The organism is Curtobacterium sp. MMLR14_006 (assembly GCF_001864985.1).
GTDB lineage: Bacteria > Actinomycetota > Actinomycetes > Actinomycetales > Microbacteriaceae > Curtobacterium.
The window spans coordinates 323,874-347,307 of record NZ_MJGU01000023.1 but is presented as its reverse complement, the minus strand read 5'-3'; the positions used below and the strand labels follow the sequence as shown (position 1 = coordinate 347,307).

Sequence of the window (23,434 nt, the reverse complement as noted above, 5' to 3'; positions counted from 1 at the left end):
GCCAGCGCGGCGTCGGTCGCCGGGCTGCCCGACCCGACGGGGCCGTCAGCGATCGGCGCGGCCGTCGTCGTCGCGGTCGTGGAACTGGTCTTCGAGGTCTCGGAGGGTGGCGTCGTCCTGGTCCTTGTCCGTGAGGGTGGAGCCCGGCGCAGGCGTGCCGCCGAGGAAGTCCGGGTCGTCTTCCGGTCCACGGTACCGGCGCCCGGTGCCGGGGTCGGTCGCCGGTGCGCGGCCGAGCAGGAACCAGAGCAGTCCGCCGAGCACGGGGAGGACGATCACGAGGAGGATCCAGATGCCGCGCCGCAGGGAGCGGATGCGCTCACGGGGCATGGTGGCGCAGTCGATGGCCGCGTACACCGTGAAGGCGACGGCTGCCACGGCGACGATCAACCACAGTCGGACCATGCCGGCGAGTCTAGGAGCCGACCCTGTGATCGTCCTGCCCGCCGACCGTCCGTAGACTTGCCGCGTGAAAGCGTGGCTCCTGTACACCCTCGCCCGGCTCGGCATCTTCGCGGCAGCCCTGGTGCTGCTCCTCGCGCTGACCCCGATGCCGTGGTACTGGGCGACGATCGTCGCCGCGCTCGTCGGGCTGCTCGTCTCCTACATCGCGCTGGCGCGGCTCCGCACGCAGGTCGCGACGAGCCTGGCGAACCGCCGCACCGCGCCGGCCGCCGACGCGGACTCCGACTTCGAGGACGGCGTCGTCGACGCCTCGGCCGCCGACCAGCGGTTCGCGCCCGAGGTGCGTCCGGTCTCCGACGCCGACCGGCACGCGGCGCGCAAGGACGACGGCGCGCGCTGACCCGTCAGGCGCGGCCGGCCGCGCCGCTCAGGGCTGGACGGCCAGGGTGATGCCGAGCACGACACCGAAGACGAGCGACGCGAACGATGAGAGCTGCAGCGCCGTGATGAGTTCCCGGGGCTTGCGCGAGGTCACCCCGATCACGAGTGCCGGCAGGGCCAGCAGCAGCGAGAAGTACGTGAACCCGCTGCGGAAGTAGAGCAGCACGAACCAGAGCAGCACCACGTACGGCAGCATCAGGAACAGGCCGTAGAGCACGCGGGCGACCGGTCGGCCGACCACGACCGCGAGCGTGCGCTTGCCGGCCGCGGTGTCCTCGTCGATGTCGCGGATGTTGTTCACCATGAGCACGGCGCAGGCGAAGAACCCGGCCGCGACCGCGGCCGCCCACCCGCTGACCGTCACCTGCTCGATGAGGACGAACTGCGTGCCGAGGACGGCGACGAGTCCGAAGAAGACGAACACGAAGACCTCACCGAGGGCGTTGTACCCGTAGGGCTTCTTGCCGCCGGTGTAGAACCACGCCGCGACGATCGCGGCGGCACCGACGAGCAGCAGCCACCACAGCTGGGTGAGGACGACGATGACCAGTCCGGCGACGGCCGCGAGCCCGAAGAAGGTCAGGGCGACGGTGAGGACCGTCCGCGGCTTCGCCATCCCGGCACCGGTCAGGCGGGCCGGTCCGACGCGGAACTCGTCGGTGCCCCGGACGCCGTCCGAGTAGTCGTTGCTGTAGTTCACGCCGATCTGCAGGAACAGTGCGACCGCCAGGGCGAGCAAGGCGATCGTGAGGTGCCCGTCCTGCCCGATCCACGAGCCGAAGTCACCGGGGGTCGTGCTGTCGACGAACGCGACTGTGGTGCCGAGCACCACCGGCACCACGCCGAGCGTCAGGGTGCGGAGGCGGGCGCCGCCGATCCAGTCGCGAGCCGTCGCGCCGCCCCTCGCTCGCTGGGGGGCAGCGGCCTTCGCCGGGTTGCCGGACCGGCCCTTCTTCTGGGTCGCGTTCTTCGTTCGTGCCACAACCATCGATCCTATCCGCGACCCGGCGGCGCCGGGGTCGCCGTCAATCGGACGCGAGGGCCTGGACCGCGCGTCGGTCGGGTTTGCCGGTCGGGAGCATCGGCATCCGCTCCACCAGGACGACGGCGGTCGGTCGGGCAGCGCGGCCGAGGGCGGACCCGACGTGCTCGCGCACGGTGTCGAGGTCGAGCGGGCGCTCCGTCACGACGACCGGGACCTCGCCCCACTCCCCCGACGACCGCCGCGTGACGACCGCGCCGTCCTGCCCGGGCAGGTCCCGCACGAGTCGTTCCACCGCGCCGAGCTGGACCTTCTCGCCGCCGGAGATGACGACGTCGTCGAGTCGACCGAGGACCTGGACGCGGCCGTCGTCGAGCGTCGCGGCGTCCCCCGTCCGGTACCAGCGGGCGTTGTCGCGCTCGACGAAGGCCGCGGCCGTCCGGCGGTCGTCGTCGAGGTACCCCTCGGCCAGCATCGGACCGGACAGCAGCAGCTCGCCGTCGTCGAGCGCGGTCCGCACGGTGCCGAGCGGCGTGCCGTCGTACACGCAGCCACCGCTCGTCTCGCTCGCCCCGTACGTGGTCACGACGCGGACCCCGGCCCCGAGCGCCCGTTCCCGGAGCGCCGCCGGGGTGGCCTGTCCGCCCACGAGCACCGCGTCGAAGCCGGCGAGGGCCGCCGTCGCACGCTCGTCGTCGAGCACCCGGGCGAGCTGGACGGGCACGAGCGACGTGTACCGGCGCGGGGCGGCCGGCCCCGTGACGAGCCGGTCGGCGGCGTCCGCGAACGCCGCCGCGTCGAAGTGCCCCGGCGGGACGACCGCGGGTTCGGTCCCGGCGGTGATCGACCGGGTCAGCACGTTGAGGCCGGCGATGTAGTGGGTCGGCAGCGCGAGCACCCAGCCGCCGGGGCCGCCCAGTGCGGCGTCCGCTGCCGCGGCACCGGCGAGCAGGGCCTCGGACGAGAGCGCCACGCGCTTGCCGGTGCCGGTGGACCCGCTCGTCTCGACGACCAGGGCGACCCCCTGTCGGACGTCGGCCGGTGGCGGGCTCGGCAGCGCCGGGGCGTCCGGCGCGACGGGGAGCAGTGCGGGGCCGCCGGCGAGGGCAGCCTCCAGGCCGCGGAGCACGACCAGCGGATCCGACGTGCCGAGCGCGACCAGCGGACGGGGCATCAGTAGTGCCAGGGGAACGCGGTCCACTCGGGCGCGCGCTTCTCGAGGAAGGAGTCGCGCCCCTCGACGGCCTCGTCGGTGCCGTAGGCCAGGCGGGTCGCCTCGCCGGCGAAGACCTGCTGGCCGACCATGCCGTCGTCGACCGCGTTGAAGGCGTACTTGAGCATCCGGATCGCCGTCGGTGACTTGCCGAGGATGGTCTCGCCCCAGCGGACGGCCTCGCGTTCGAGGTCCGCGTGCGGCACGACCTTGTTCACCGCGCCCATCTCGTACGCGCGCTGCGCCGAGTACTCCTCGGCGAGGAAGAAGACCTCGCGCGCGAGCTTCTGACCGATCTGCTTCGCGTAGTACGCGCTGCCGTACCCGCCGTCGAACGAGCCGACGTCGGCGTCGGTCTGCTTGAACCTGCCGTGCTCGGCGCTCGCGATGGTCAGGTCGCAGATGGCGTGCAGCGAGTGCCCGCCGCCCGCCGCCCACCCGGGGACCACGGCGATGACGACCTTCGGCATCATGCGGATCAGGCGCTGCACCTCGAGGATGTGCAGTCGGCCCATCGACGCCTGCGCCGCGGCGGGGTCGACGCCCTCGGGCGGTGCGCCCTCGTCGCCGACGTACTGGTAGCCGCTCCGGCCACGGATGCGCTGGTCGCCGCCGGAGCAGAACGCCCAGCCGCCGTCCTTCGGGCTCGGGCCGTTGCCGGTGAGCAGGACGACGCCGACGCGGGGGTCCTGACGGGCGTCGTCGAGGGCCCGGTACAGCTCGTCGACCGTGCGCGGGCGGAACGCGTTGCGCACCTCGGGGCGGTCGAACGCGACGCGGACGATGCCCTTCGAGACGTGCTTGTGGTACGTGATGTCCGTGAAGTGCTCGGCGATCGGGGCCTCGGCCCAGACGGCGGGATCGAACAGGTCGGAGACGGGGGCAGCCATGCTCCCAACGTACCGCCGCGGCACGGGCGGGCGTCGCGGTCGGTGCGGGTCAGCCGCCCATGTCGGTGAGGACCTCGGGGGCCACGAACACCAGGATCACGATGAGGATCACGGGGTTCGCGAAGAACGCCACGACGACCCCGACCGCTCCGTACCACCGGCCGAAGGACCCGACGGCGGCGACGAAGCCGAGCACGGCGGCGATGAGGGTGAGGAACACGACGACGAAGCAGATGCCGAACGCGAAGTTCGTGTCGCCGCCCATGAAGACCGCGAACGCGCTGGCGTCGACCGCTGCCGACACCACCGCGAGGCCGAGGGCGATCTTGCCGACGACCGGGTTGCGGCGACGACGGTCGGCGGTGTGCCGGACGTCGACGGTGTTCTGCTGGAGCAGGCGCGAGAACTCGTCGGGGTCGCGGCCCGGGGCCTTCGCGGCGGCTCCGCGGGCGCCGGGGTTGCGGGCGACCGACGGGGCGGGCGCTCGCCCGGTCTCCGGTCGCGACGAGCCGGTCGGTCGCGGGTTCGACGAGCGCGAGTTCGACGAGCGCGGTGTCGACGCACGCTGCTGCGGATCCGGCGCCACCGAGCCTCCCTCGTTCCGGTTCGTTCCACCGTCGACCTGGGCCGACCGGTGCATGCTAGTGCCCTGCCCTGGCGGTCGGCTCCGAGGAACCGGCGGGTGGGCTGGACGGCGTCCGGACTGGGATGATGGCGACGTGCTCCCCGACCTCGCCGACCTCCTCGCCGATGCGCACGTCGTCGCCCTGCCCATGCGCGTCCGGTTCCGCGGCATCACCACCCGCGAGGCCCTGGTGCTCCGCGGGCCGGCCGGCTGGACCGAGTTCTCGCCCTTCGTCGAGTACGACGACGCCGAGGCCGCGTCCTGGCTCCGGGCCGCGATCGACTTCGGCTGGACCGACCACGCCGCCGCCGCCGAGTCGGTGCCGGTGAACGCGACCGTCCCGGCGATCGCCCCCGGTGCCGTCGCCGACCTGCTCGCGCGCTACCCGGGCTGCACGACCGCGAAGGTCAAGGTCGCCGAACCCGGCACCACGCTCGACGACGACGTCGCCCGGGTCGCCGAGGTCCGCCGGGTGATGGGTCCCTCGGCCACGGTGCGGGTCGACGCCAACGGGCTCTGGAGCGTCGACCGGGCCACCGCCGCCCTGGAGCGGCTCGCCCCCTACGACCTGCAGTACGCCGAGCAGCCGTGCGGCACCGTGCCGGAGCTCGCCGAACTCCGCTCCCGCACCGCCGGGCTCGGCGTCCGGATCGCCGCCGACGAGAGCGTCCGCCGTGCCTCCGACCCGCTCGCGGTCGCCCGGGCCGGTGCCGCGGACGTGCTCGTGGTCAAGGCGCAACCGCTCGGCGGCATCACCGCTGCCCGCTCCCTGGTCGCCGAGGCCGGGCTGCCCTGCGTGGTGTCCAGTGCACTCGACACGTCGGTCGGGCTCGGCATGGGGGCGTTCCTCGCGGCCGCCGCGATGTCGCCGGGCTACGCCGCCGGGCTCGGCACGGCCGCGATGTTCGACACCGACGTCACGACCGAGCCCCTGCTGCCCGTTGACGGCCGGGTGCCGGTGCGCCGCGCCGCGGTGTCCCGTGACCTGCTCGAGCGGAACGCGGCCTCGCCCGAGCGCACGGCGTGGTGGCAGGCACGGCTCGAGCGCGTGCACGCGGTGCTCGCGGACGCGTAGGCGCGGCAGCCGAGCGGCGGGTGGCCGGGCGGGCGGCCGCGCGGGCCGATCGCGCTCGGCCGGGGTCGCACGACGCGCCGCTCGCGTCCGCCGGGGTCGCACGTCCGGCCGCTCGGCGGCGGACGGAGCGGCAGATCGCGCGGCCTCGAGGGGCAGCCGGCCGGCCGGCGGGTGGCCGGGCGGCCGGCCGGCCGGTGCCCCGCCGACCGAGCCGATCGCGCGCGCCGCGGTCGCACGACACGCCGCTCGCGTCCGCCCAGGTCGCACGTCCGGCCGCTCGGCGACGCCCGGAGCGGCAGATCGTGCGACCTCGGCGCTCCGCCGAGCGACTGCGCGCCAACGGTCCGGACGGGGCCGGCACCTGCGCGGATCGGGCCGGACGACGGACGGGAGGCACGGTGCCAGCTGGCACCGTGCCTCCCGTCCGGTCGTGGTGGCGACCCGGCCCCGTCAGCGGACCCGGCGACTCACAGACCGGAGTAGCTGTGCAGCCCCTTGAAGAAGACGTTGACCACGGAGAAGTTGAACATGACCGCGGCGAAGCCGATCAGGGCGAGCCACGAGGACCGGGCGCCCCGCCAGCCGCGGGTCGCGCGGGCGTGGATGTAGCCAGCGTAGATGACCCAGATGATGAAGGTCCAGACCTCCTTCGTGTCCCAGCCCCAGTAACGGCCCCAGGCGCTCTGCGCCCAGATCGCACCGGCGATGAGCGTGAAGGTCCAGAGCACGAAGCCGACGAGCAGGACGCGGTAGGTCAGGACCTCGAGCCGGTCGGCGTTCGGCAGCGTCGCCATGAAGCGGAGCTTCTGCTCGGCCGAGCGGCCCTGCCGGTAGGTCTGCACGAGCTGTGCGATCGCGAGGCCCGCGCCGAGGGCGAAGAACCCGGTGCCGGCGATGGCGACGAACACGTGGATGACGAGCCAGTAGGACGTCAGCGCCGGCACGAGCGGCCGGACGGGGACGTAGTAGTTCACCGTCGCGATGCCGAGCAGGATGATCGTCAGCCCGCTGATGAAGACGCCGAGGAACTTCAGGTTCTGCCAGAACTGCACGAGCAGGAAGATCAGCGTGATGAGCGCCGTGCCCGTCAGCGAGAACTCGAACATGTTGCCCCACGGCACACGGTCGGCCGCGATCCCGCGCAGCACCACCGCTCCGACGTGCAGCACGAGCGCGAGGACGGTCATCGCCATCCCGACCCGCTCGAACGTCGTGCCGCGGCCGGACGCACCGCTGCCGTTCGCGGGCGGAGCAGTGACCTGCTCGAGGACGACCGTGCCGCCGCGGACGGTGGCGACGGTCTTGCCGGACCGGGCGGCCGTGGTGGTCGCCGTGTCGTCGGCACCGTCGGTACCGACCGCCTTCGCAGCGGCCGCGACCTCGCCCGATCGTTTCGCCATGTCCAGCGCGAACGAGATGAACGCGATGACGTAGACCGACATCGCGGAGTACGTCAGCACGACCGAGTAGGTCGCCAGGTTCGTGGTCAAGTCGCTCACTGGGGCATCCTAACGCCGAGGTCCGACAGGTGGCGGTGTGCGAGGTCCGCGACGGCACGCTCGAGGTTCGGGTCCTCGCCGCGGGCCAGGCCGGCGTACTCGAGGTCGTACTCGCCGTGCTCGGCGCCCGTCCGGGGCACCGCCTTCACCCACACGCGGCGGCGCGGCACGAACAGCGACGTGAGCAGGCCGAGCGTGGAGAGCAGGGCGAAGCCGGCGACCCACACCGAGGACGGGTCGTGGTGCACGTCGAGCGAGACGTACCGCTTCACGCCGTCGAAGGTGATCGACCCGGCACCGTCGGGCAGCTGCTTCGTCTGGCCGGGCTTCAGCATGATCGAGGGCGCGTCCGACTGACGGCCGGCGATCTGCTGCAGGCCGCCGGTGTCGAGCGTGTAGACGCTCTGCGGCACACCGCTGTCGAGGCCGAGGTCGCCGGTGTAGACCTGCAGGCTCAGCAGCGGGTTCTGGGCGTCCGGGTAGGCGCTCCTGAAGGCGCCGGAGGCCTGCTTCGTCGCCGTCGGGTAGAAGAACCCCTGCATGCCGAGCTGGTCCGGTACCGAGTCCGGCACCTTGATGACGCCGACCGAGGTGTAGTTGGAGTCCTCCGGCAGGAAGGGCACGACGTCCTGGAAGGCGACGTCGCCCTTGCCGTCGCGCACCGTGACGGACATCGCGTACCCGTTGCCGAGCAGGTAGACGTTCGTCCCGCCGACGTGCAGCGGGCTGTTCACGCCGAGCCGCTTGGTCGCGGCCTCGCCGCCCTGCTCGCGGGTGGTGACGGTGGCGGAGTAGTCGAGCGCCTGCCCGAGGGCGTCGAGGTTCTTCTCCTCGTACGTCGTCGTGAACTTGTCGAGCGTCAGGTTGTAGCCCTGCAGGTCGGACTGGTGGAACCAGCGCCCCGGGTTGAACGAGTCGTACGAGCCGAGGACGTTCGAGAAGGTCTGCCCCTCGACGAGCAGCCGCTGCCCGGTGTAGCCGAACCCGCCGCCGACACCGACGGCGAGGAGCACGCCGACGAGCGCCGCGTGGAACACGAGGTTGCCCGTCTCGCGCAGGTAGCCGCGCTCCGCGCTGACCGAGTCCCCGAAGCGCTCCACCCGGTAGCCGGACCGCTTGAGGATCGCCATCGCGCGCGTCACGGCGTGGTCGACGGACGGGAGGCCCGTGGCCGCGTCCGTCGTCCCGGCGTCGCCCGCCACCGTGTCCGGTTCCACCGCCACCGACCGGAAGCCCGCCAGGCGCGTCAGGCGCGCGGGCGTGCGGGGCGGTCGCGTCCGGAGCGCCTGCCAGTGGTGCTTCGTCCGGGGCAGGATGCACCCGATGAGCGAGACGAACAGCAGCAGGTAGATCGCGGAGAACCACACCGACGTGTAGGTGTCGAAGACCTGCAGCTTGTCGAGGATCGGGTAGAGCGTCGCGTGCTCGGTCTTGTACTGCACGACGCCGTTCGGGTCGGCGGTGCGCTGCGGCACGAGCGAGCCCGGGATCGCCGCGAGCGCGAGCAGCATGAGCAGGAAGAGCGCGGTGCGCATGCTCGTGAGCTGACGCCAGGCGAAGCGGAGAGACCCGACCAGACCGAGCTTCGGCTGGACGATCTCGGAGTCACCCGGGCCGGAGCCGTCGACGTGGTCGGACGGCCGCTGCGGGTCGGCCACGAGGTCGGTGCCGTCGTCAGATCGCGGGGACATAGCTCTGGATCACCGCCCCGACGCTCGACATGATGGCCGACCAGATGCCGGTGACCATGAGCAGACCGATGACGATCAGGATCGCTCCTCCGATGATGTTGACGGTGCGCATGTGGCGCTTCACGGCACGCACGGCGCCGGTGGCCCACCCCGCGCCGAGGGCGACGAGCAGGAAGGGGATGCCGAGCCCCAGGCAGTAGGCCACCCCGAGCCACATGCCCTGCCAGGCGCTGCCGGACTGCACGCTGAGCAGGTTGATGGCCGCCAGCGTCGGACCGAGGCACGGGGTCCAGCCGAGGCCGAAGACGATGCCGAGCAGCGGGGCGCCGACCAGACCGGTGGCGGGTGTCCAGCCGGGCTTGATCGTGCGCTGCATGAAGGTGAAGCGACCGACGAAGACGAGCCCCATCGCGATCACCACGACGCCGAGGACCTGCGTGATGAGGTCGCGCCAGCGGACGAGCCAGAAGCCGAGCGCGCCGAACACGGTCGTGTAGGCGACGAAGACCGCCGTGAAGCCGAGGATGAAGAGCAGCACGCCGAGCACGACGCGCCCCCGCCGCTGCCCGCCCTCGGCCACGCCACCGACGTACCCGAGGTAGCCCGGCACGAGCGGGAGCACGCACGGCGACAGGAACGACACGAGACCGGCGAGCGCGGCCACGGGCAGCGCCACGGCCATCTGCCCGCTCAGGATCGCGTCGGCGAAGGGGTTGGAGGCCACGGGTCAGGAGGCCTTGCCCGCGTCGAGCTCGTCGCTGACCAGGGTCTTCAGGATGCTCGTGCCGTCGACGGCGCCGAGCACCCGCGCCGCGACCCGGCCCTTCGTGTCGAGGACGATGGTCGCGGGGACCGCGTTCGGAGCGACCTGACCGGACATCGCGAGCTGCATGGTGCCGGTCCGTGCGTCGAGGACGGTCGGGTACTCCACGCCGAAGGTCCGCTCGAACGCGGCGGCCGTGCCTGCTTCGTCGCGGACGTTGACGCCGATGAAGGCGACGTCGTCCGAGTCGGCGTAGTCGTCGTGGACCTCGTTGAGGTACTTCGCCTCGGCGCGGCACGGCGGGCAGCCGGCGTACCAGAAGTTCAGCACGACGACCTTGCCGCGCAGGTCCGCTGCCGAGACGGCGTCACCGTCGGTGTCCTCCGCCGAGAACTCGACCGGCGAGGCGCGCTTGTCCACGGCGACCTCGGTCACCGCGCCGTTGCCGGAGATGTAGTTCTGGGTGGTGCCGCTGCCGTACTGCTTCGACAGCGAGTCGTTGCCCGACGAGCACCCGGTCAGGACGAGGGCCGCGGCGACGGCCGCCACCCCCGCGATCGTCGCGAGGCGCCCACGGGTCCGCCGCACGCTGCTGCCGTTCTCGCTGGTGGTGCCGGTCACACTGCTCCCTCGTCGATGGCCCGCGCGCGGAGTTCCTGCGCGGGGTCCGCGTACCCGACCTCGGTGAACCGACCGGTCGACGTGGCGGGCACACGTTCGACGGTGGTGATGCTCGACAGGTCGCAGCGGCGCTTGCGCGGGTCGTGCCAGAGCGACTCCCCCGCGAGCTTCCGGTGGACCATCCAGATGGGCAGCTGGTGGCTGACGAGCACGACGTCGCCCTCGTCGACGCTCCGCCAGGCCGTGTCCACGGCGGCGAGCATGCGGTTCGCGATCGACTCGTAGGCCTCGCCCCAGCTGGGCCGCAGCGGGTTGGCGATCCAGGGCCACTCCGCCGGGCGCCGGAGCGACCGCTTCGTGAACCCCGGGGGCTGCCCCTCGTACCGGTTCGTCGGCTCGATGAGGCGCTCGTCGAGCGTGACCTCGAGGTCGTAGGCCGCAGCCCACGGCGCCGCGGACTCCTGCGTGCGCTGGAGCGGCGAGGCGACGATCCGCCGCACGTCGACACCGGCGTCGCGCCACGCGTTCGCCGATGCCAGGGCCATCTGCCCGCCGAGATCGCTCAGACCGAAGCCCGGGAGCCGACCGTAGAGGACGCGGTCCGGGTTGTGCACCTCACCGTGCCGGACGAGGTGGATTCGGGTGGCGGGCATGGGTTCCAGTCTAGGTCGCCCTCGCGTTCCCACCGGCCCCTCAGGCGATTCACGGATGCGGAAGCGCTCAGCCGAGCTCGCCGGAGAGCCGCCCGTGCAGCGCGACCGACGCCGTGTTCAGGTTGACGACCTCGACCGTGGAGCCGTGCTTCGCGAAGCGCTGCTCGACGCCGTCGAGTGCTGCCACCGTGCTCGCGTCGAAGACGTGCGCGTCCGACATGTCGATGACGACGTGCTCCGGGTCCTGCGCGTACGAGAACCGGGTGACCAGGTCGTTCGACGACGCGAAGAAGAGCGCCCCGCGGACCCGGTACCGGACGGTCCGGTCGTCCACGGGCTCCCGGACGACGGTGACGACGTGGGCGACGCGGCGCGTGAACACGAGGGCCGCGACGACGACGCCGACGAGCACCCCCGTCGCCAGGTTGTCGGTCGCGACGACGACCACGACCGTGATCACCATGACGGCCGTCTCGCCGAGCGGCATCCGGCGCAGGGTGCGCGGTCGGATGCTGTGCCAGTCGAACGTCGCGACGCAGACCATGAGCATGACCGCGGTGAGCGCCGCCATCGGGATCTGCGCGACGAGGTCGTGCAGCACGATGGTCAGGACGAGCACCGAGGCGCCGGCGGCGAAGGTCGAGATGCGGGTCCGCGCGCCGGCCGTCTTCACGTTGATGACGGTCTGCCCGATCATCGCGCAGCCGCCCGTCCCGCCGAAGAACGCCGACGCGATGTTCGCGACGCCCTGCCCCCACGACTCGCGCCACTTGCTCGAGCCGGTCTCGGTGATCGAGTCGACGAGCTGGGCGGTGAGCAGGGTCTCGATGAGGCCGACGATCGCGACGCCGACCGCGTAGGGCGCGACGATCTGCAGCGTCTCGAGGGTGAACGGCGTCGTGATGCCCCCGAACCCGGGCAGTGCGGTCGGCAGCTCGCCCTCGTCCCCCACCGTCGGTACCGCGACGCTGAACAGCATCGTGATGGCGGTGATCACGACGACGGCGACGAGCGGTGCCGGGATCGCCTTCGTCAGGAACGGGAAGCCGACGATGAGCGCGATGCCGAGCGCGGTGAGCGGCCACACGACGAACGGGACGTCGTCGCCGAGCAGGTTCGGCAGCTGCGCGGTGAAGATGAGGATCGCCAGGGCGTTCACGAACGCCACGTTGACGCTGCGTGGGATGAACCGCATGAGCCGGGCCACCCCGAGGAACCCGAGCACGAGCTGCAGGACGCCCCCGAGGACGATCGCCGGCACGAGGTAGGCGATGCCGTGCTCGCGGACCAGCGGCGCGATGACGAGCGCCACCGAACCCGCGGCGGCGGAGACCATCGCCGGGCGTCCGCCGACGATCGAGATGACGATGGCGATGACGACGCTCGAGAACAGCCCGACGGCCGGGTCGACCCCGGCGACGACGGAGAACGAGATCGCCTCGGGGATGAGGGCGAGCGCGGTCACGACACCGGCGAGGACCTCGCGGGTGAGCAGGCGCGGCGAACGGAGCGCGGTGAGGACGCTCGTGGCGGCCGGGGCGGAGGAGGTCACTGACATCGTCGGCAACCCTACCCTCACGTGAGGGTAGGGTTGAACCATGCACCCCGACGACGCCGCCGACGCCCCTGACACGATGCACATCGGCGAGCTCGCCGACCGTGCCGGCATGTCCTTGCGGACGATCCGGCACTACGACGAGGTCGGGCTGCTCGTGCCGAGCGGCCGGACCTCCGGGGGCTTCCGCGTGTACACCGAGCAGGACCTCGAGCGGCTGCTCGTGATCCGGCGGATGAAGCCCCTCGGCTTCACCCTCGACGAGATGGCCGAACTGCTCCGGGTCGTCGACGCCCTGCGCACCCGCGCCGTCGACGACGAGCCCGTGCTCGCCGCACGCCTGGACGAGTTCCTCGAGGACGCGCGCGCCCGGCACGCGAAGCTCGTCGAGCGGGCGGGCATGGCCGAGGAGTTCCTCGGCACGCTGGGGTCACTCCGCGCGTCGCTCCCCTGAGCCGGCATCGTGCTCCGCGAACACCTGGGCCCGCATGCGCTCCCGCGCCAGCTCGAGCTTGAGCTCGCCTTCCTCAACGTGGAGCTGCCACTCGATCGCTCCGCGTTGCGCCCAGTCCCACATGCTCTCGCCCGGTGCCGGACCGATGGGCGCACGTGGATCCGCGGACGCCGCCGGCTCCCGCCGGACCAGTTCTCGCCATGCGCGTCGCAGTCGGCTCGTCATCACTGTCTCCTTCGCTCGATGAGGAGTTCCGCCAACACCCTCGCAGCGGGTTCTTCTCCAGCGGGCACCTTCTGCATGTCGTACATCGCCTGCGCCAGGTTGCGGCCGATCTCACGGCGGCCGACCTCGGTCGCGGTGACGAGGTCGAACACCACCGTCAGCCGTGACCAGTAACGGTCCCGCTGCTCGCGCGCGACGTCCTGCCGCCACCTGACGACCGCCCACACTCCGCCGACGACGGCCACGAGCATCGTCAGGGTCGCCGTGCAGAACGCGGCGACGACCAGCGCCACCGCCGCAGGCGGCCAGGCCGCGAGTACCCCCGTTCCCGTCCCCATCGGTCCCCTCTCCGGCCCGCGACCCGGCCACGTCGAGGACGCTACGGATCCCGCCGGGGCCGCGGTGGGCCTCCTGGCCGGTCTGTGGACGACGACGGACGCGTGCCGCCCTGTGGAGGAGCAAGGGGACGACCCACGCGGCAGACGCAGACGGTTAGACTCGACCACCGTGATCGAACGCACCCGCATCGCCGACCTGGCAGCCCTCCCCGACGGCCCCGTCTCCGTGGCCGGATGGGTCGAGACCGTCCGAGACCAGAAGAAGGTGCAGTTCGTCGTGCTGCGCGACGAGTCCGGCGCCGTCCAGCTCGTGAACCCGGCGACGCGCGAGGCCGAGGACGGCGACGACGCCGCCCAGGCCGCCCTCGCGACGACCAACGAGATCTCCGGCCTGGCGCACGGCACCTTCGTGCACGCCACCGGCACGCTGAAGCACGACGAGCGCGTGAAGCTCAGCGGGCTCGAGGTCAAGATCGGTGCGCTCGAGGTGGTGAGCGCCGCGATCCCGGAGACCCCGATCGCCGACGACTCCTCGCTCGACAAGCGGCTCGACTGGCGCTTCCTCGACCTGCGCAACCGCAAGCAGAACCTCATCTTCCGCATCCAGACGACGCTGGAGCACGCGTTCCGCACGTACTGGGTCGACCGCGACTACATCGAGATCCACACCCCGAAGCTCATGGCGTCGGCGTCCGAGTCGCGCGCAGAGCTCTTCCAGCTCGAGTACTTCGAGACGACCGCCTACCTGGCGCAGTCCCCGCAGAACTTCAAGCAGATGGCGCAGCCGGCCGGCTTCGGTGCCGTGTTCGAGATCGCCGACGCCTTCCGGGCCGACCCCTCCTTCACGAGCCGGCACGCCACCGAGTTCACGAGCGTCGACGCCGAGTTCTCGTGGATCGAGTCCCACGAGGACGTCATGGCGATGCACGAAGAGGTCCTGGTCGCCGGCATCACCGCCGTCAAGGAGAAGTACGGCAAGGACATCGAGGAGGTCTTCGGCTTCGAGCTGCAGGTCCCCGCGACGCCGTTCCCCCGCGTGACCCTGGCCGAGGCACGGACGATCGTCGCGGACAGCGGCTACGACGTCGTGCGCGCCGACGGCGACCTGGACCCCGAGGGCGAGCGTCGTGTCGCCGCCTGGGCGAAGGAGCACCACGGCTCCGAGTTCGTGTTCGTCACCGAGTACGACGCCTCGATCCGGCCGTACTACCACATGCGCAAGCCGGGCGACCCGTCGGTCACCAACAGCTACGACCTCATCTTCAACGGCGCCGAGATCTCCACGGGCGCCCAGCGCGAGCACCGCGTCGACGTGCTCGAGGCGCAGGCCGTCGAGAAGGGCCTCGACCCCGAGGAGCTCGGCTGGTACCTCGACTTCTTCCGCTACGGCGTCCCGCCGCACGGCGGGTTCGGCATGGGCCTGGCACGCGTGCTCATGCTCATGCTCGGTGAACCGTCGATCCGCGAGGTCACGTACCTGTTCCGCGGCCCGACGCGCCTGACCCCGTAGGTCCCGCGCTGCGCGGCGACGCCGCGCGCACATGGTGAACAGCAATGGTCGCCTCCCGACGCGGGAGGCGACCATTGCTGCTCACGAAGCGCCGCAGCGTACGGCGCGACAGGGCGGACGGGAGGCTCGGTTCAGCTCTGCCAGTCGATGGCGGCACGCGACGTGACCAGTCCACGGATCTCGGCCGCCGCGGCCTGGTGCTCCGGGTGCACCTGGTACGCGTCCAGCCCGGCGAGGTCGTCGAACGAGGCCACGACGGCGACGTCCTGGTTCTTCCCGGGGTAGGCGACGTTCTCGACGACCTCGAGCGAGCGGATCGAGTCGATGGTGCCGGTGAGCCCGGTCAGGAGCTCGCGGATGCGTGCGATCGCCGAGGCGCGGTCGAGGTCCTCGCGCAGGGTCCAGGAGACGACGTGGGAGATCATGCGCGCGCCCCCGCCTGCTCGAGTGCACGGGCGAGCCGGTCGGCGTCCACGCGCCAGTTGCTGTGCACGCGGCCGTCGACGAGGACGACCGGGATGTCCTCGGCGTACTCCTGGCGCAGCGCCTCGTCGTCGAGGATCGACTGCTCCTGCAGCGTCGCGTCGGGGTGCTCGGCCACGACCCGTTCCACGACGGGTCGTGCCTCGTCGCAGAGGTGGCAGCCGGGCTTCGTCAAGAGCGTCACGGTGGGCATGCCCCCAGCGTAACCCGCACCGGACCGCGGCCCGGCGGGGGCGGAAGGACGCCCCCGGGAAATGCGAAAGCCCCGGCGAACCGGGGCTTCAGCTGTTGGTCCTTCGACCTACTTCTTGTTGCGACGCTGGTGACGCGTCTTGCGAAGGAGCTTGCGGTGCTTCTTCTTCGCCATGCGCTTGCGACGCTTCTTGATGACAGAACCCATGTGGACCTCGCTCGGACTGATGCTGATGTACGGACACCGGGCCGAAGAGACCGCGGAAAATCAACCTGGTGGAGTCTACCGGGTGGCCGCTGTGATGTCGAACGGGCGGTCAGCCGACGTCGGCGACGCCACCGCGCAGGACCGCGGCCACGGCGGACTCCGGCACGCGGAAGGACCGTCCGAAGCGGATCGCGGGGAGTTCCCCGGCGTGCACCATGCGGTAGACGGTCATCTTCGAGACGCGCATCATCTCGGCGACCTCAGCGACGGTGAGGAAGCGCACGTCGTCGAAACTGCCGGTCATGGTCCGCCTCCGGGTGGCCCGCCCGCCGGCCCTGTCGACGCGGCGTGCGGGATCGATGTGACCTGTGTGGTCACTGGTCACTGTAGAGGCGCGTGGGACCCGGTGTCCAGGCTCACTCGCCGTCCTCGTCGCCGCGGCGGGCGAACCGCTTGCGGCTGCGGTCGACGACGCGCTCCCACCCGTGCTGGGCGCCGGAGATCGCGGCGTTCGCCCGGTGCGAGGCCTCGGCCATGACCCGCCCGAGCTCGGTGCCGACTTCGACCGTGGCCTTGCCCGCGGCGCCGCTCCGACGGACGGAGACCGGTTGCCCGTCCGGCGTCCAGGCGGTGGTCGCCGGGGTGCCGTCGGCGTCGACGGCCCCAATGAACGGGAGCACCCAGTCCTCGAGGCGGACGAGGGGTTCCGGGTCGAGCCGGTAGAACCGGTGCTGTCCCTCTTCCCGGCTCGTGACGAGGCCGATGTCGCGCAGGACGCGGAGGTGCTTCGACACGGTCGGCTGGCTCACGCCGAGCCGCTCGACCAGTTGCCCGACGCTGAGTTCGCCGGCGGTGGCGTCCGATCCGTAGGCGGTGAGGAGCGCCCCGAGCAGCTCGCGCCTCGTCGGGTCCGCCACGACGGAGAAGATGTCGGCCATGGGGGCAAGGCTAGCCGGGGCGTCACGGATGTACCATGACGAACCGACCCGGCCCATGTCCTCGGAGGCATACGATGCTCGACCGCACCGAGCCGCTCACGCAGCAGGTGAGCGTGCCCCGTCGGCAGGTCGGACGCATCGCCACGGTGCTCCGCTCCTCCCCCTCGCGACTGGCGATCCTCGTGTTCGTCGCGCTCGTCTTCCTGTTCACCGTGCTGTTCATGACCCCGTGGGCCTCGGCGGACGGCACCGGGACGCACTTCTCCGACGCCCTGTTCACCGCGGCCTCGGTGGTGTGCGTGACCGGGCTCGCCACGGTCGACATGGCGACGCACTGGTCGGTGTTCGGCAAGACCCTCGTGGTGATCGGCACCCAGATCGGCGCGGTCGGGGTCCTGACCTTCGCGTCGATCCTCGGGCTGTTCGTCACCCGCAAGCTCGGGCTCCGCGCCAAGCTCATGGCCGCCGGCGACTCGAACCCGCTCCGCACCCACCACGGGGCGGTCCCGGAGGGCCAGGCCGTCCGGCTCGGCGAGGTCGGGACGCTGCTCGCGACCGTCGCGGTGAGCACGCTGTCCATCGAGATCGTGCTCGGCCTGCTGCTCCTGCCGTCGGTCCTGCTCGCCGGCATCCCGTTCTGGACGGCGGTCGGCGACTCCTTCTACTACGCGGCGATGGCGTTCACGAACACGGGGTTCGCACCGAACGCCGAGGGGCTGACACCGTTCGCCCACGACTACTGGTTCCTCTCGCTCCTCATGGTCGGCGTCGTGGCCGGCGCGATCGGTTTCCCGGTGATCCGGGCCCTGACGAAGCAGCTCCGCACGCCCCGGCGGTGGCCGATCCACGTCAAGCTGACGCTCGCGACCAGCGCGGTGCTGCTCGTCGGCGGCGCGATCGTCTACATCGCCCTCGAGGCCTCGAACCCGACGACCTTCGGCGACGAGGGCGCCGGCCGCACGGCGTTCCAGGCGCTCTTCCTGTCGACGATGACGCGGTCCGGCGGGTTCTCGCTCGTCGACTTCGACCAGCTGAACGGCTCGAGCCTGCTCGTCACGGACATGCTCATGTTCATCGGCGGCGGCTCGGCGTCGACCGCCGGCGGCATCAAGGTGACGACGCTCGCCGTGCTGTTCCTCGCCGCGGTCGCCGAGGCCCGCGGCCGGCAGAGCATGGAGGCGTTCGGCCGCCGGATCCCGAGCGACGTGCTCCGCGTGGCCGTCGCGGTCGTGCTCTGGGGCGCCACGATCGTCGCCGTCGCCACCGTCGTGCTCCTGCAGATCACGCACGAGTCGCTCGACCGGGTGCTGTTCGAGGTGATCTCGGCGTTCGCGACGTGCGGGTTGTCCTCCGGGGTCTCGGCCGAGCTGCCAGAGTCCGGCAAGTACGTCCTCGCCGCCACCATGTTCCTCGGCCGGGTCGGTACAGTGACGATCGCCGCTGCCCTGGCCGCCAGCCAGAGCCGGCAGCTGTTCCGCCGTCCCGAGGAGAGGCCGATCGTTGGCTGACCGAACACGTCGATCGCACCCGACCGGTGCGATCAGTCACGACGCCCCCGTCCTGGTCATCGGCCTGGGCCGCTTCGGCGCCGCCACCGCCGGGCAGCTCGAACGACAGGACCGCGAGGTCCTGGTCGTCGACACCGACGCCGGCCTCGTGCAGAAGTGGTCCGACCGCGTGACGCACGCGGTGCAGGCGGACGCGACGGACATCGACGCGCTGCGCCAGATCGGCGCGCAGGACTTCGCGATCGCGGTCGTGGGCACCGGCAGCGACCTCGAGTCGAGCGTCCTCATCACCGCGAACCTCGTCGACCTCGGCATCCCGCAGATCTGGGCGAAGGCGATCAGCCGCTCGCACGGCACGATCCTGTCCCGCATCGGCGCGAACCACGTCGTCTACCCGGAGCGCGAGGCCGGCGAGCGCACCGCGCACCTGGTGTCCGGGCGGATGCTCGACTTCATCGAGTTCGACGACGACTTCGCCGTGGTCAAGATGCACCCGCCCAAGGCGGTGCGCGGCAAGGACCTCGCGACGACGGTCATCCGCACCCGCTTCGGCCTCACCGTGCTCGGCATCAAGCCGCCGGGCAGCCCCTTCGTGCCGGCGACGCCGGAGAGCGTCATCGGCGAGGACGACGTCATCATCGTCTCCGGGTCCGAGACGGACCTCGAGCGCTTCGCCGGGTTCGAGTAGCGCTGCCCGCTCAGCGGCGACCCGCTACGACGCGGCGATCTCCTCGGCCCGCGCGATCGCCGCGCGGGAGGCGCGGAGGAACGTGTCGGACAGGTCGGCGTCCTGCAGGACGGCGACGGCGCGCTCGGTCGTGCCCTTCGGGCTCGTCACGGCACGGCGCAGGTCGGCGGGTTCCCGCCCGGACCGTCCGAGCAGCTCGACGGCGCCGCGCACCGTGCCGCGCACCATGGTCGCGGCCTGCTCCGGCGTGAAGCCGAGGGCCTCGGCGGCCTGCTGCCACTGCTCGACGAGCAGGAAGACGTAGGCGGGCCCCGACCCGGACACCGCGGACAGGGCGTCGAGCTGCGACTCCGGCACGGAGACGACCTCGCCGGACGCGGTGAAGACCGACGACGCGAGCGCGACGGCCGCGTCGTCGGCGGAGGCACCCGCGCTGATGCCGGTGACGCCGAGACCGACGCCGACGGGGGTGTTCGGCAGCGCCCGGACGACGCGCACGCCGGCGGGGACGAGCGCCTCCATGCTCGCCGTGGTCGTGCCGACGGCGACGCTCACGACGACCGCACCAGGGGCGAGGTCGGACGCGACCTCGGCGAGCAGGTCGGCGATGCCGTACGGCTTGACACCGAGCACGACGAGGGCCGCGCCGCGGACCGCGGCGCGGTTCGCGTCCGGGTCGGTGTCCGTCGCGACTGCGTCGAGCCCGCGCTCGCGGTGCGCGGCGGCCGATGCCTCGGACCGGGTGGTCAGCGTCACGGTCGCCGGGTCGAGCCCGGCGGCGAGCAGGCCGTCGAGGACGGCCCCGGACATGGAGCCGACGCCGAGCATGGCGGTGCGGGGCAGGTCGATGGTCATGCTGCCGACCCTACCGACCGCGCTCCCCTAGGATCGTCATCCAGAACCGGGAGAAGGGGACGGCCGTGAGCGCTTCTGGAGGCACGAGGGCGATCTTCGCCGCGCTCGGTGCGAACGTCGGCATCGCGATCGTGAAGTTCGTCGCCGCGGCGATCAGCGGCTCGGCCTCGATGCTCGCCGAGGGCGTGCACTCGCTCGCCGACTCCGCCAACCAGCTCCTGCTGCTGCTCGGCGGCCGTCGCGCCCGTCGCGCCGCCGACCAGGAGCACCCGTTCGGCTACGGGCGCGAGCGGTACGTGTACGCCTTCGTCGTGTCGATCATCCTGTTCTCCGTCGGCGGGGTGTTCTCGCTGTACGAGGGCATCGAGAAGCTCCGGCACCCGCACCCGCTCGACAACTGGTGGTTGCCGCTCGTGGTCCTCGTCATCGCGATCGGGCTCGAGGGCTTCTCGCTGCGGACCGCCCTGCGCGAGGCCCGCCCGCACAAGGGCACGCAGAGCTGGGTGCAGTTCGTCCGGCGGGCGAAGGCGCCGGAACTGCCGGTCGTCATGCTCGAGGACACCGCGGCCCTGCTCGGCCTGGTCTTCGCCCTGTTCGGCGTCGGCCTGACCGCGCTCACCGGGGACGGTCTCTACGACGCCCTCGGCACGATCGCCATCGCGGTGCTGCTCATCGCCGTCGCCGTCGTCCTCGGCATCGAGACGAAGAGCCTGCTCGTCGGCGAGGGCGCGACGGCGGCCGACGCCGAGCGGATCCGCCACGCCGTGCTCGACGGCCCCGAGGTCGACTCGATCATCCACATCAAGACGCTGTACCTCGGCCCCGACGAGCTCATGGTCGGCGTCAAGGTCGCCGTCGACGGCGACCGCCGGCTCGGGGACGTCGCTGCCGGCATCGACGCCGTCGAGCAGCGTGTCCGTGCCGCCGTGCCGATCGCGCGCGTCATCTACGTCGAGCCGGACGTGCTCCGGACCGGTCCGCAGCCGCCGACCGAGTCGATCGTCATCCGCGCCGCCGACTGAACCCGGCCCGTCCCGGCGGGCGTCGCGTCACCGCCGTCGCGGGACCCCTCAGCGTCGCTCGGCGAAGAACGCGTCGAGCACTCCGGCGCACTCCGCCTCGAGCACGCCCCCGACCACCTCGGACCGGTGCGGCAGCCGGCGGTCCCGCGCGACGTCGTAGACGCTGCCGCTCGCTCCGGCCTTCGGGTCCCACGCACCGAACACCACGCGGGGCACCCGCGCCGCCAGGATCGCGCCGGCGCACATGACGCACGGTTCGAGGGTGACGACGAGCGTGTGGTCGGACAGACGCCAGTCACCGGTCGCCCGCGCCGCGGCGCGCAGCGCCAGCACCTCGGCGTGCGCGGTCGGGTCCTGCAGTGCCTCGCGCTCGTTCCGCCCGGTCGCCACGACCGCGCCGTCCCGGTCGAGGACGACCGCACCGACGGGGACGTCGCCGGTCGCCAGGCAGGCCCGGGCCTCGTCGAGCGCCCGCTGCATGGCGGGGACGAACGGGCGGGCTGCTGGGGCTTCCACGGTCTCTCCTGGCGGTCGGCGGCACGGTAGGCTCGACCCTATGCGAGTCCACGTCGCCGACCACCCGCTCATCACCCACAAGCTCTCGGTGCTCCGCGACCGGACCACACCCTCCCCCACGTTCCGCGCCCTCACCGAGGAACTCGTCACGCTCCTGGCGTACGAGGCCACGCGCAACGTCCGGGTCACCGCGACGCCGATCGACACCCCGGTCGCCCACACCATGGGCGTGGCGATCGCGAAGCCGCGCCCGCTCGTCGTCCCGATCCTGCGTGCCGGGCTCGGCATGCTCGAGGGCATGGTCAAGCTGGTCCCGACGGCCGAGGTCGGGTTCCTCGGCATGGCGCGCAACGAGGAGACCCTCGAGCCGCAGACCTACGCCGAGCGCCTGCCGGACGACCTGTCCGGTCGCCAGTGCTTCGTGCTCGACCCGATGCTCGCCACCGGCGGCACGCTCGCGGCGGCCATCGACTTCCTGTTCGCCCGCGGCGCGGAAGAGGTCACCTGCGTGTGCATCCTCGGCGCGCCGGAGGGCCTCGCGATGGTCGAGCAGGCGGTCGGCGACCGCAACGTCTCGATCGTGCTCGGCGCGCTCGACGAGAAGCTCGACGAGAACGGCTACATCGTGCCCGGCCTCGGGGACGCCGGCGACCGTCTCTACGGTCTGGCCGAGTAGGCGGTCGACGACACCGACGATCGACGGGAGGCCCGTGGCGACACCGCCACAGGCCTCCCGTCGTCCGTCACCCCTGATCGCCGCCTCCTGCGTTCGGCGGACCGTCCGCTCGGACGGTTGACACCGTCTTGGTATACCGCCGATACTCGTCTCATGACTGCAACCGTGTCCACCCGCGTCCTCACCGAGGCCCAGGGGACTGCCGGCATGATGATGCCGGTCGCTGTCATGCGTTGTCGAATGTGTGCCTGATCGGTACCCGTTCCAGCCGGATCCCCCGCGACACCATCCCCGTCGCGAGCGCGTGATCCCCGGGTGACCACCACGGTCGACGACGAGCACGTCGCGACGAGGTCCTTCACCCCTCTCCCCGGGTCCGCCCCGGTCCGCAGCAGGACCGCAGGGCTCGACGGCGTCAGCCGTACCCGGGTCGACGCATTCGACACCGGCCGCCGCGCCACCCGCGAACCGGCCACACCGCACGGAAGACACCCCATGTCGCTCACCATCGCCCAGCCCCGCCCCTCGCTCCGCACCGCAGCCCCGGCCTCGACCGATCTCGGCACCGTGACGCCGATCCGCCCGCGGCCGGTGTCGCCGGCACCGGTCTCGGCCGCCGTCCCGACCAGCCCCGTCGTCGCCCCGCAGCGGAACCGCTCGCTGCCGGAGGGCACCGAGGCCCGCGGCTTCGCCCTGTACGTCGGCCTCGACGAGGCGAAGGCCGCCGCGGCCGGCACCACCCTCGCCGCGGTGGTCGAGCAGCTCAAGGCGCTCACCGCGCAGCTCGTGCCCGGTGCCGAGACGTACGCCGCGGTCGCGGTGGCGGCCGAGCACTCCGGGGGCCGTGACGTCGACGTGGTGCGGCTCGCGCTGCAGGACCGCTCCGCCGTCGCCGCACGCAAGCAGGCCGAGAAGCCGGAGCCCGAGGAGACCGGTGTCGTCATCGACATCTCGCGCAAGCGGGTCGCCCTCGACGGCGAGGTCGCTCCCCTGACCTACAAGGAGTTCGAGCTCCTGCAGTTCCTCGTCCTGCGCGAGGGCCAGACGGTCGAGCGCGCCGCCATCATCGAGGGCCTGTGGTCCGACGGCGAGGACGAGACCCCGAACGAGCGCACGATCGACGTGCACGTCCGCCGGCTCCGCTCGAAGCTCGGTGCGTTCGAGGAGATCGTGCGGACGGTCCGCGGGGTCGGCTACCGGTTCGACCGGCACGCCGACGTCGCCGTGCGCTACGCGTCGACGCCGTCGCCCGACCTCTTCTGAGGCGCATCGGGAGCTCTTGGTGAACTCCCAGGGGACGACCGCTCGTCGGGCTGGCGCGCCGTTACCGCTTCGTTATACAGTCGGTCGTGCAGTCGGTGTTTGCTGTGGCACCGGCTGTGGAATGTGATTGCAGGAAACTCTTGGT

At 72.0% G+C, this 23,434-nt stretch carries 28 protein-coding genes; 9 read left to right on the top strand and 19 right to left on the bottom strand.

The window, feature by feature from the left end; genetic code table 11:
• Positions 1–45: 45 nt before the first annotated feature.
• Positions 46–405, bottom strand: a complete 360-nt coding sequence (locus BIU94_RS13510; RefSeq protein ID WP_071261159.1) for a PLDc N-terminal domain-containing protein — start codon at positions 403–405, stop codon at positions 46–48.
• Between the two features lie 64 nt (positions 406–469).
• Between BIU94_RS13510 and BIU94_RS13505 the strand changes: the two genes are divergently transcribed.
• Positions 470–805 (top strand): DUF4229 domain-containing protein, encoded by a 336-nt coding sequence (locus BIU94_RS13505; protein WP_071261157.1) that lies wholly within the window; start codon positions 470–472, stop codon positions 803–805.
• Positions 806–832: 27 nt separating this feature from the next.
• Here BIU94_RS13505 and BIU94_RS13500 read toward each other — a convergent pair whose 3' ends face one another.
• From BIU94_RS13500 to BIU94_RS13485, 4 genes are read right to left on the bottom strand one after another with little or no spacing between them, the layout of a single operon-like run.
• Entirely contained in the window at positions 833–1,834 is a 1,002-nt protein-coding gene (locus BIU94_RS13500; RefSeq protein WP_071261155.1) for a 1,4-dihydroxy-2-naphthoate polyprenyltransferase, read from the bottom strand.
• A gap of 37 nt (positions 1,835–1,871) precedes the next feature.
• Positions 1,872–3,002, bottom strand: a complete 1,131-nt coding sequence (locus BIU94_RS13495) for an AMP-binding protein (RefSeq protein WP_071261153.1) — start codon at positions 3,000–3,002, stop codon at positions 1,872–1,874.
• A complete protein-coding gene (locus BIU94_RS13490) occupies positions 3,002–3,931 on the bottom strand; it encodes a 1,4-dihydroxy-2-naphthoyl-CoA synthase (RefSeq protein WP_071261151.1) in 930 nt (309 codons plus the stop codon). Before BIU94_RS13490 ends, BIU94_RS13495 begins: the two co-directional genes overlap by 1 nt.
• 49 nt (positions 3,932–3,980) lie before the next feature.
• Positions 3,981–4,517, bottom strand: coding sequence for a hypothetical protein (locus tag BIU94_RS13485; protein WP_139196064.1), 537 nt, complete (start codon positions 4,515–4,517; stop codon positions 3,981–3,983).
• A gap of 133 nt (positions 4,518–4,650) precedes the next feature.
• Here BIU94_RS13485 and BIU94_RS13480 point away from each other — a divergent pair, with 133 nt between their 5' ends.
• Positions 4,651–5,631 (top strand): o-succinylbenzoate synthase, encoded by a 981-nt coding sequence (locus BIU94_RS13480; RefSeq protein WP_254783003.1) that lies wholly within the window; start codon positions 4,651–4,653, stop codon positions 5,629–5,631.
• Positions 5,632–6,098: 467 nt separating this feature from the next.
• On the opposite strand, the gene ccsB is transcribed toward BIU94_RS13480, so the two are convergent.
• The 6 genes from ccsB to BIU94_RS13450 all read right to left on the bottom strand — a co-directional run bounded on the left by ccsB (position 6,099) and on the right by BIU94_RS13450 (position 12,416).
• On the bottom strand, positions 6,099–7,130 hold the full coding sequence (gene ccsB / locus BIU94_RS13475) for a c-type cytochrome biogenesis protein CcsB (protein ID WP_254783004.1): 1,032 nt from the start codon (positions 7,128–7,130) through the stop codon (positions 6,099–6,101).
• A complete protein-coding gene (locus BIU94_RS13470) occupies positions 7,127–8,821 on the bottom strand; it encodes a cytochrome c biogenesis protein ResB (RefSeq protein WP_071261148.1) in 1,695 nt (564 codons plus the stop codon). Before BIU94_RS13470 ends, ccsB begins: the two co-directional genes overlap by 4 nt.
• Positions 8,805–9,503 carry a cytochrome c biogenesis CcdA family protein gene (locus tag BIU94_RS13465; protein WP_071262084.1) on the bottom strand — a complete coding sequence of 233 codons (699 nt, stop codon included), beginning with the start codon at positions 9,501–9,503 and terminating at the stop codon, positions 8,805–8,807. Before BIU94_RS13465 ends, BIU94_RS13470 begins: the two co-directional genes overlap by 17 nt.
• Positions 9,504–9,548: 45 nt before the next feature.
• Entirely contained in the window at positions 9,549–10,205 is a 657-nt protein-coding gene (locus tag BIU94_RS13460; protein WP_254783005.1) for a TlpA disulfide reductase family protein, read from the bottom strand.
• The gene (locus BIU94_RS13455) at positions 10,202–10,858 is read right to left on the bottom strand and encodes a histidine phosphatase family protein (RefSeq protein ID WP_071261144.1); all 657 of its coding nucleotides are present in this window, start codon (positions 10,856–10,858) and stop codon (positions 10,202–10,204) included. The genes BIU94_RS13460 and BIU94_RS13455 overlap by 4 nt, the downstream gene beginning before the upstream one ends.
• 67 nt (positions 10,859–10,925) lie before the next feature.
• Entirely contained in the window at positions 10,926–12,416 is a 1,491-nt protein-coding gene (locus BIU94_RS13450) for a SulP family inorganic anion transporter (protein WP_071261141.1), read from the bottom strand.
• Positions 12,417–12,456: 40 nt separating this feature from the next.
• Between BIU94_RS13450 and BIU94_RS13445 the strand changes: the two genes are divergently transcribed.
• On the top strand, positions 12,457–12,867 hold the full coding sequence (locus BIU94_RS13445) for a MerR family transcriptional regulator (protein ID WP_071261139.1): 411 nt from the start codon (positions 12,457–12,459) through the stop codon (positions 12,865–12,867).
• A gap of 224 nt (positions 12,868–13,091) precedes the next feature.
• Here BIU94_RS13445 and BIU94_RS13440 read toward each other — a convergent pair whose 3' ends face one another.
• Positions 13,092–13,430 (bottom strand): hypothetical protein, encoded by a 339-nt coding sequence (locus BIU94_RS13440; RefSeq protein WP_071261137.1) that lies wholly within the window; start codon positions 13,428–13,430, stop codon positions 13,092–13,094.
• A 169-nt stretch (positions 13,431–13,599) separates the two neighbouring features.
• Between BIU94_RS13440 and aspS the strand changes: the two genes are divergently transcribed.
• A complete protein-coding gene (gene aspS, locus BIU94_RS13435) occupies positions 13,600–14,940 on the top strand; it encodes an aspartate--tRNA(Asn) ligase (RefSeq protein ID WP_071261135.1) in 1,341 nt (446 codons plus the stop codon).
• A 131-nt stretch (positions 14,941–15,071) separates the two neighbouring features.
• Here the strand turns inward: aspS and BIU94_RS13430 are convergent, their stop codons facing one another.
• From BIU94_RS13430 to BIU94_RS13415, 5 genes are all read right to left on the bottom strand, one after another.
• Positions 15,072–15,365 carry a Dabb family protein gene (locus tag BIU94_RS13430; RefSeq protein ID WP_071261133.1) on the bottom strand — a complete coding sequence of 98 codons (294 nt, stop codon included), beginning with the start codon at positions 15,363–15,365 and terminating at the stop codon, positions 15,072–15,074.
• Positions 15,362–15,616: a glutaredoxin family protein gene (locus BIU94_RS13425; RefSeq protein WP_071261131.1), complete on the bottom strand. Its 255-nt coding sequence runs from the start codon at positions 15,614–15,616 to the stop codon at positions 15,362–15,364. The genes BIU94_RS13430 and BIU94_RS13425 overlap by 4 nt, the downstream gene beginning before the upstream one ends.
• Positions 15,617–15,724: 108 nt before the next feature.
• A complete protein-coding gene (locus BIU94_RS17125) occupies positions 15,725–15,823 on the bottom strand; it encodes an AURKAIP1/COX24 domain-containing protein (protein ID WP_003792170.1) in 99 nt (32 codons plus the stop codon).
• A 109-nt stretch (positions 15,824–15,932) separates the two neighbouring features.
• On the bottom strand, positions 15,933–16,127 hold the full coding sequence (locus tag BIU94_RS13420) for a helix-turn-helix domain-containing protein (RefSeq protein ID WP_071261129.1): 195 nt from the start codon (positions 16,125–16,127) through the stop codon (positions 15,933–15,935).
• 112 nt (positions 16,128–16,239) lie between these two features.
• A complete protein-coding gene (locus BIU94_RS13415) occupies positions 16,240–16,761 on the bottom strand; it encodes a helix-turn-helix transcriptional regulator (protein ID WP_071261123.1) in 522 nt (173 codons plus the stop codon).
• A 74-nt stretch (positions 16,762–16,835) separates the two neighbouring features.
• On the opposite strand from BIU94_RS13415, the gene BIU94_RS13410 reads away from it, so the two are divergent.
• Positions 16,836–18,269 carry a TrkH family potassium uptake protein gene (locus BIU94_RS13410; protein WP_139196397.1) on the top strand — a complete coding sequence of 478 codons (1,434 nt, stop codon included), beginning with the start codon at positions 16,836–16,838 and terminating at the stop codon, positions 18,267–18,269.
• Positions 18,262–18,957 (top strand): TrkA family potassium uptake protein, encoded by a 696-nt coding sequence (locus BIU94_RS13405; RefSeq protein ID WP_175472224.1) that lies wholly within the window; start codon positions 18,262–18,264, stop codon positions 18,955–18,957. The genes BIU94_RS13410 and BIU94_RS13405 overlap by 8 nt, the downstream gene beginning before the upstream one ends.
• Positions 18,958–18,981: 24 nt before the next feature.
• Here the strand turns inward: BIU94_RS13405 and proC are convergent, their stop codons facing one another.
• Positions 18,982–19,812 carry a pyrroline-5-carboxylate reductase gene (gene proC, locus BIU94_RS13400; RefSeq protein WP_071261121.1) on the bottom strand — a complete coding sequence of 277 codons (831 nt, stop codon included), beginning with the start codon at positions 19,810–19,812 and terminating at the stop codon, positions 18,982–18,984.
• 65 nt (positions 19,813–19,877) lie between these two features.
• Between proC and BIU94_RS13395 the strand changes: the two genes are divergently transcribed.
• Positions 19,878–20,834, top strand: coding sequence for a cation diffusion facilitator family transporter (locus BIU94_RS13395; RefSeq protein ID WP_071261119.1), 957 nt, complete (start codon positions 19,878–19,880; stop codon positions 20,832–20,834).
• Between the two features lie 48 nt (positions 20,835–20,882).
• Here the strand turns inward: BIU94_RS13395 and BIU94_RS13390 are convergent, their stop codons facing one another.
• Positions 20,883–21,314 (bottom strand): nucleoside deaminase, encoded by a 432-nt coding sequence (locus tag BIU94_RS13390; protein WP_071261116.1) that lies wholly within the window; start codon positions 21,312–21,314, stop codon positions 20,883–20,885.
• A gap of 76 nt (positions 21,315–21,390) precedes the next feature.
• On the opposite strand from BIU94_RS13390, the gene upp reads away from it, so the two are divergent.
• Positions 21,391–22,026 carry a uracil phosphoribosyltransferase gene (gene upp / locus BIU94_RS13385; protein ID WP_071261113.1) on the top strand — a complete coding sequence of 212 codons (636 nt, stop codon included), beginning with the start codon at positions 21,391–21,393 and terminating at the stop codon, positions 22,024–22,026.
• Positions 22,027–22,521: 495 nt separating this feature from the next.
• Positions 22,522–23,289 carry a winged helix-turn-helix domain-containing protein gene (locus BIU94_RS13380; protein ID WP_071262054.1) on the top strand — a complete coding sequence of 256 codons (768 nt, stop codon included), beginning with the start codon at positions 22,522–22,524 and terminating at the stop codon, positions 23,287–23,289.
• The last annotated feature ends 145 nt before the right edge of the window (positions 23,290–23,434 follow it).

What these genes read in the sequence shown, in the direction of transcription:
- BIU94_RS13470 (WP_071261148.1), bottom strand. Translation starts at nt 8,821, where the DNA reads ATGTCCCCGCGATCTGACGACGGCACCGACCTCGTGGCCGACCCGCAG.
- BIU94_RS13455 (WP_071261144.1), bottom strand. Translation starts at nt 10,858, where the DNA reads ATGCCCGCCACCCGAATCCACCTCGTCCGGCACGGTGAGGTGCACAAC.
- BIU94_RS13465 (WP_071262084.1), bottom strand. Translation starts at nt 9,503, where the DNA reads ATGGCCGTGGCGCTGCCCGTGGCCGCGCTCGCCGGTCTCGTGTCGTTC.
- BIU94_RS13380 (WP_071262054.1), top strand. Translation starts at nt 22,522, where the DNA reads ATGTCGCTCACCATCGCCCAGCCCCGCCCCTCGCTCCGCACCGCAGCC.
- BIU94_RS17125 (WP_003792170.1), bottom strand. Translation starts at nt 15,823, where the DNA reads ATGGGTTCTGTCATCAAGAAGCGTCGCAAGCGCATGGCGAAGAAGAAG.
- BIU94_RS13420 (WP_071261129.1), bottom strand. Translation starts at nt 16,127, where the DNA reads ATGACCGGCAGTTTCGACGACGTGCGCTTCCTCACCGTCGCTGAGGTC.
- BIU94_RS13415 (WP_071261123.1), bottom strand. Translation starts at nt 16,761, where the DNA reads ATGGCCGACATCTTCTCCGTCGTGGCGGACCCGACGAGGCGCGAGCTG.
- BIU94_RS13450 (WP_071261141.1), bottom strand. Translation starts at nt 12,416, where the DNA reads ATGTCAGTGACCTCCTCCGCCCCGGCCGCCACGAGCGTCCTCACCGCG.
- BIU94_RS13425 (WP_071261131.1), bottom strand. Translation starts at nt 15,616, where the DNA reads ATGCCCACCGTGACGCTCTTGACGAAGCCCGGCTGCCACCTCTGCGAC.
- BIU94_RS13445 (WP_071261139.1), top strand. Translation starts at nt 12,457, where the DNA reads ATGCACCCCGACGACGCCGCCGACGCCCCTGACACGATGCACATCGGC.
- BIU94_RS13410 (WP_139196397.1), top strand. Translation starts at nt 16,836, where the DNA reads ATGCTCGACCGCACCGAGCCGCTCACGCAGCAGGTGAGCGTGCCCCGT.
- BIU94_RS13430 (WP_071261133.1), bottom strand. Translation starts at nt 15,365, where the DNA reads ATGATCTCCCACGTCGTCTCCTGGACCCTGCGCGAGGACCTCGACCGC.
- BIU94_RS13490 (WP_071261151.1), bottom strand. Translation starts at nt 3,931, where the DNA reads ATGGCTGCCCCCGTCTCCGACCTGTTCGATCCCGCCGTCTGGGCCGAG.
- BIU94_RS13510 (WP_071261159.1), bottom strand. Translation starts at nt 405, where the DNA reads ATGGTCCGACTGTGGTTGATCGTCGCCGTGGCAGCCGTCGCCTTCACG.
- proC (WP_071261121.1), bottom strand. Translation starts at nt 19,812, where the DNA reads ATGACCATCGACCTGCCCCGCACCGCCATGCTCGGCGTCGGCTCCATG.
- BIU94_RS13390 (WP_071261116.1), bottom strand. Translation starts at nt 21,314, where the DNA reads ATGCAGCGGGCGCTCGACGAGGCCCGGGCCTGCCTGGCGACCGGCGAC.
- BIU94_RS13440 (WP_071261137.1), bottom strand. Translation starts at nt 13,430, where the DNA reads ATGGGGACGGGAACGGGGGTACTCGCGGCCTGGCCGCCTGCGGCGGTG.
- BIU94_RS13495 (WP_071261153.1), bottom strand. Translation starts at nt 3,002, where the DNA reads ATGCCCCGTCCGCTGGTCGCGCTCGGCACGTCGGATCCGCTGGTCGTG.
- upp (WP_071261113.1), top strand. Translation starts at nt 21,391, where the DNA reads ATGCGAGTCCACGTCGCCGACCACCCGCTCATCACCCACAAGCTCTCG.
- BIU94_RS13500 (WP_071261155.1), bottom strand. Translation starts at nt 1,834, where the DNA reads ATGGTTGTGGCACGAACGAAGAACGCGACCCAGAAGAAGGGCCGGTCC.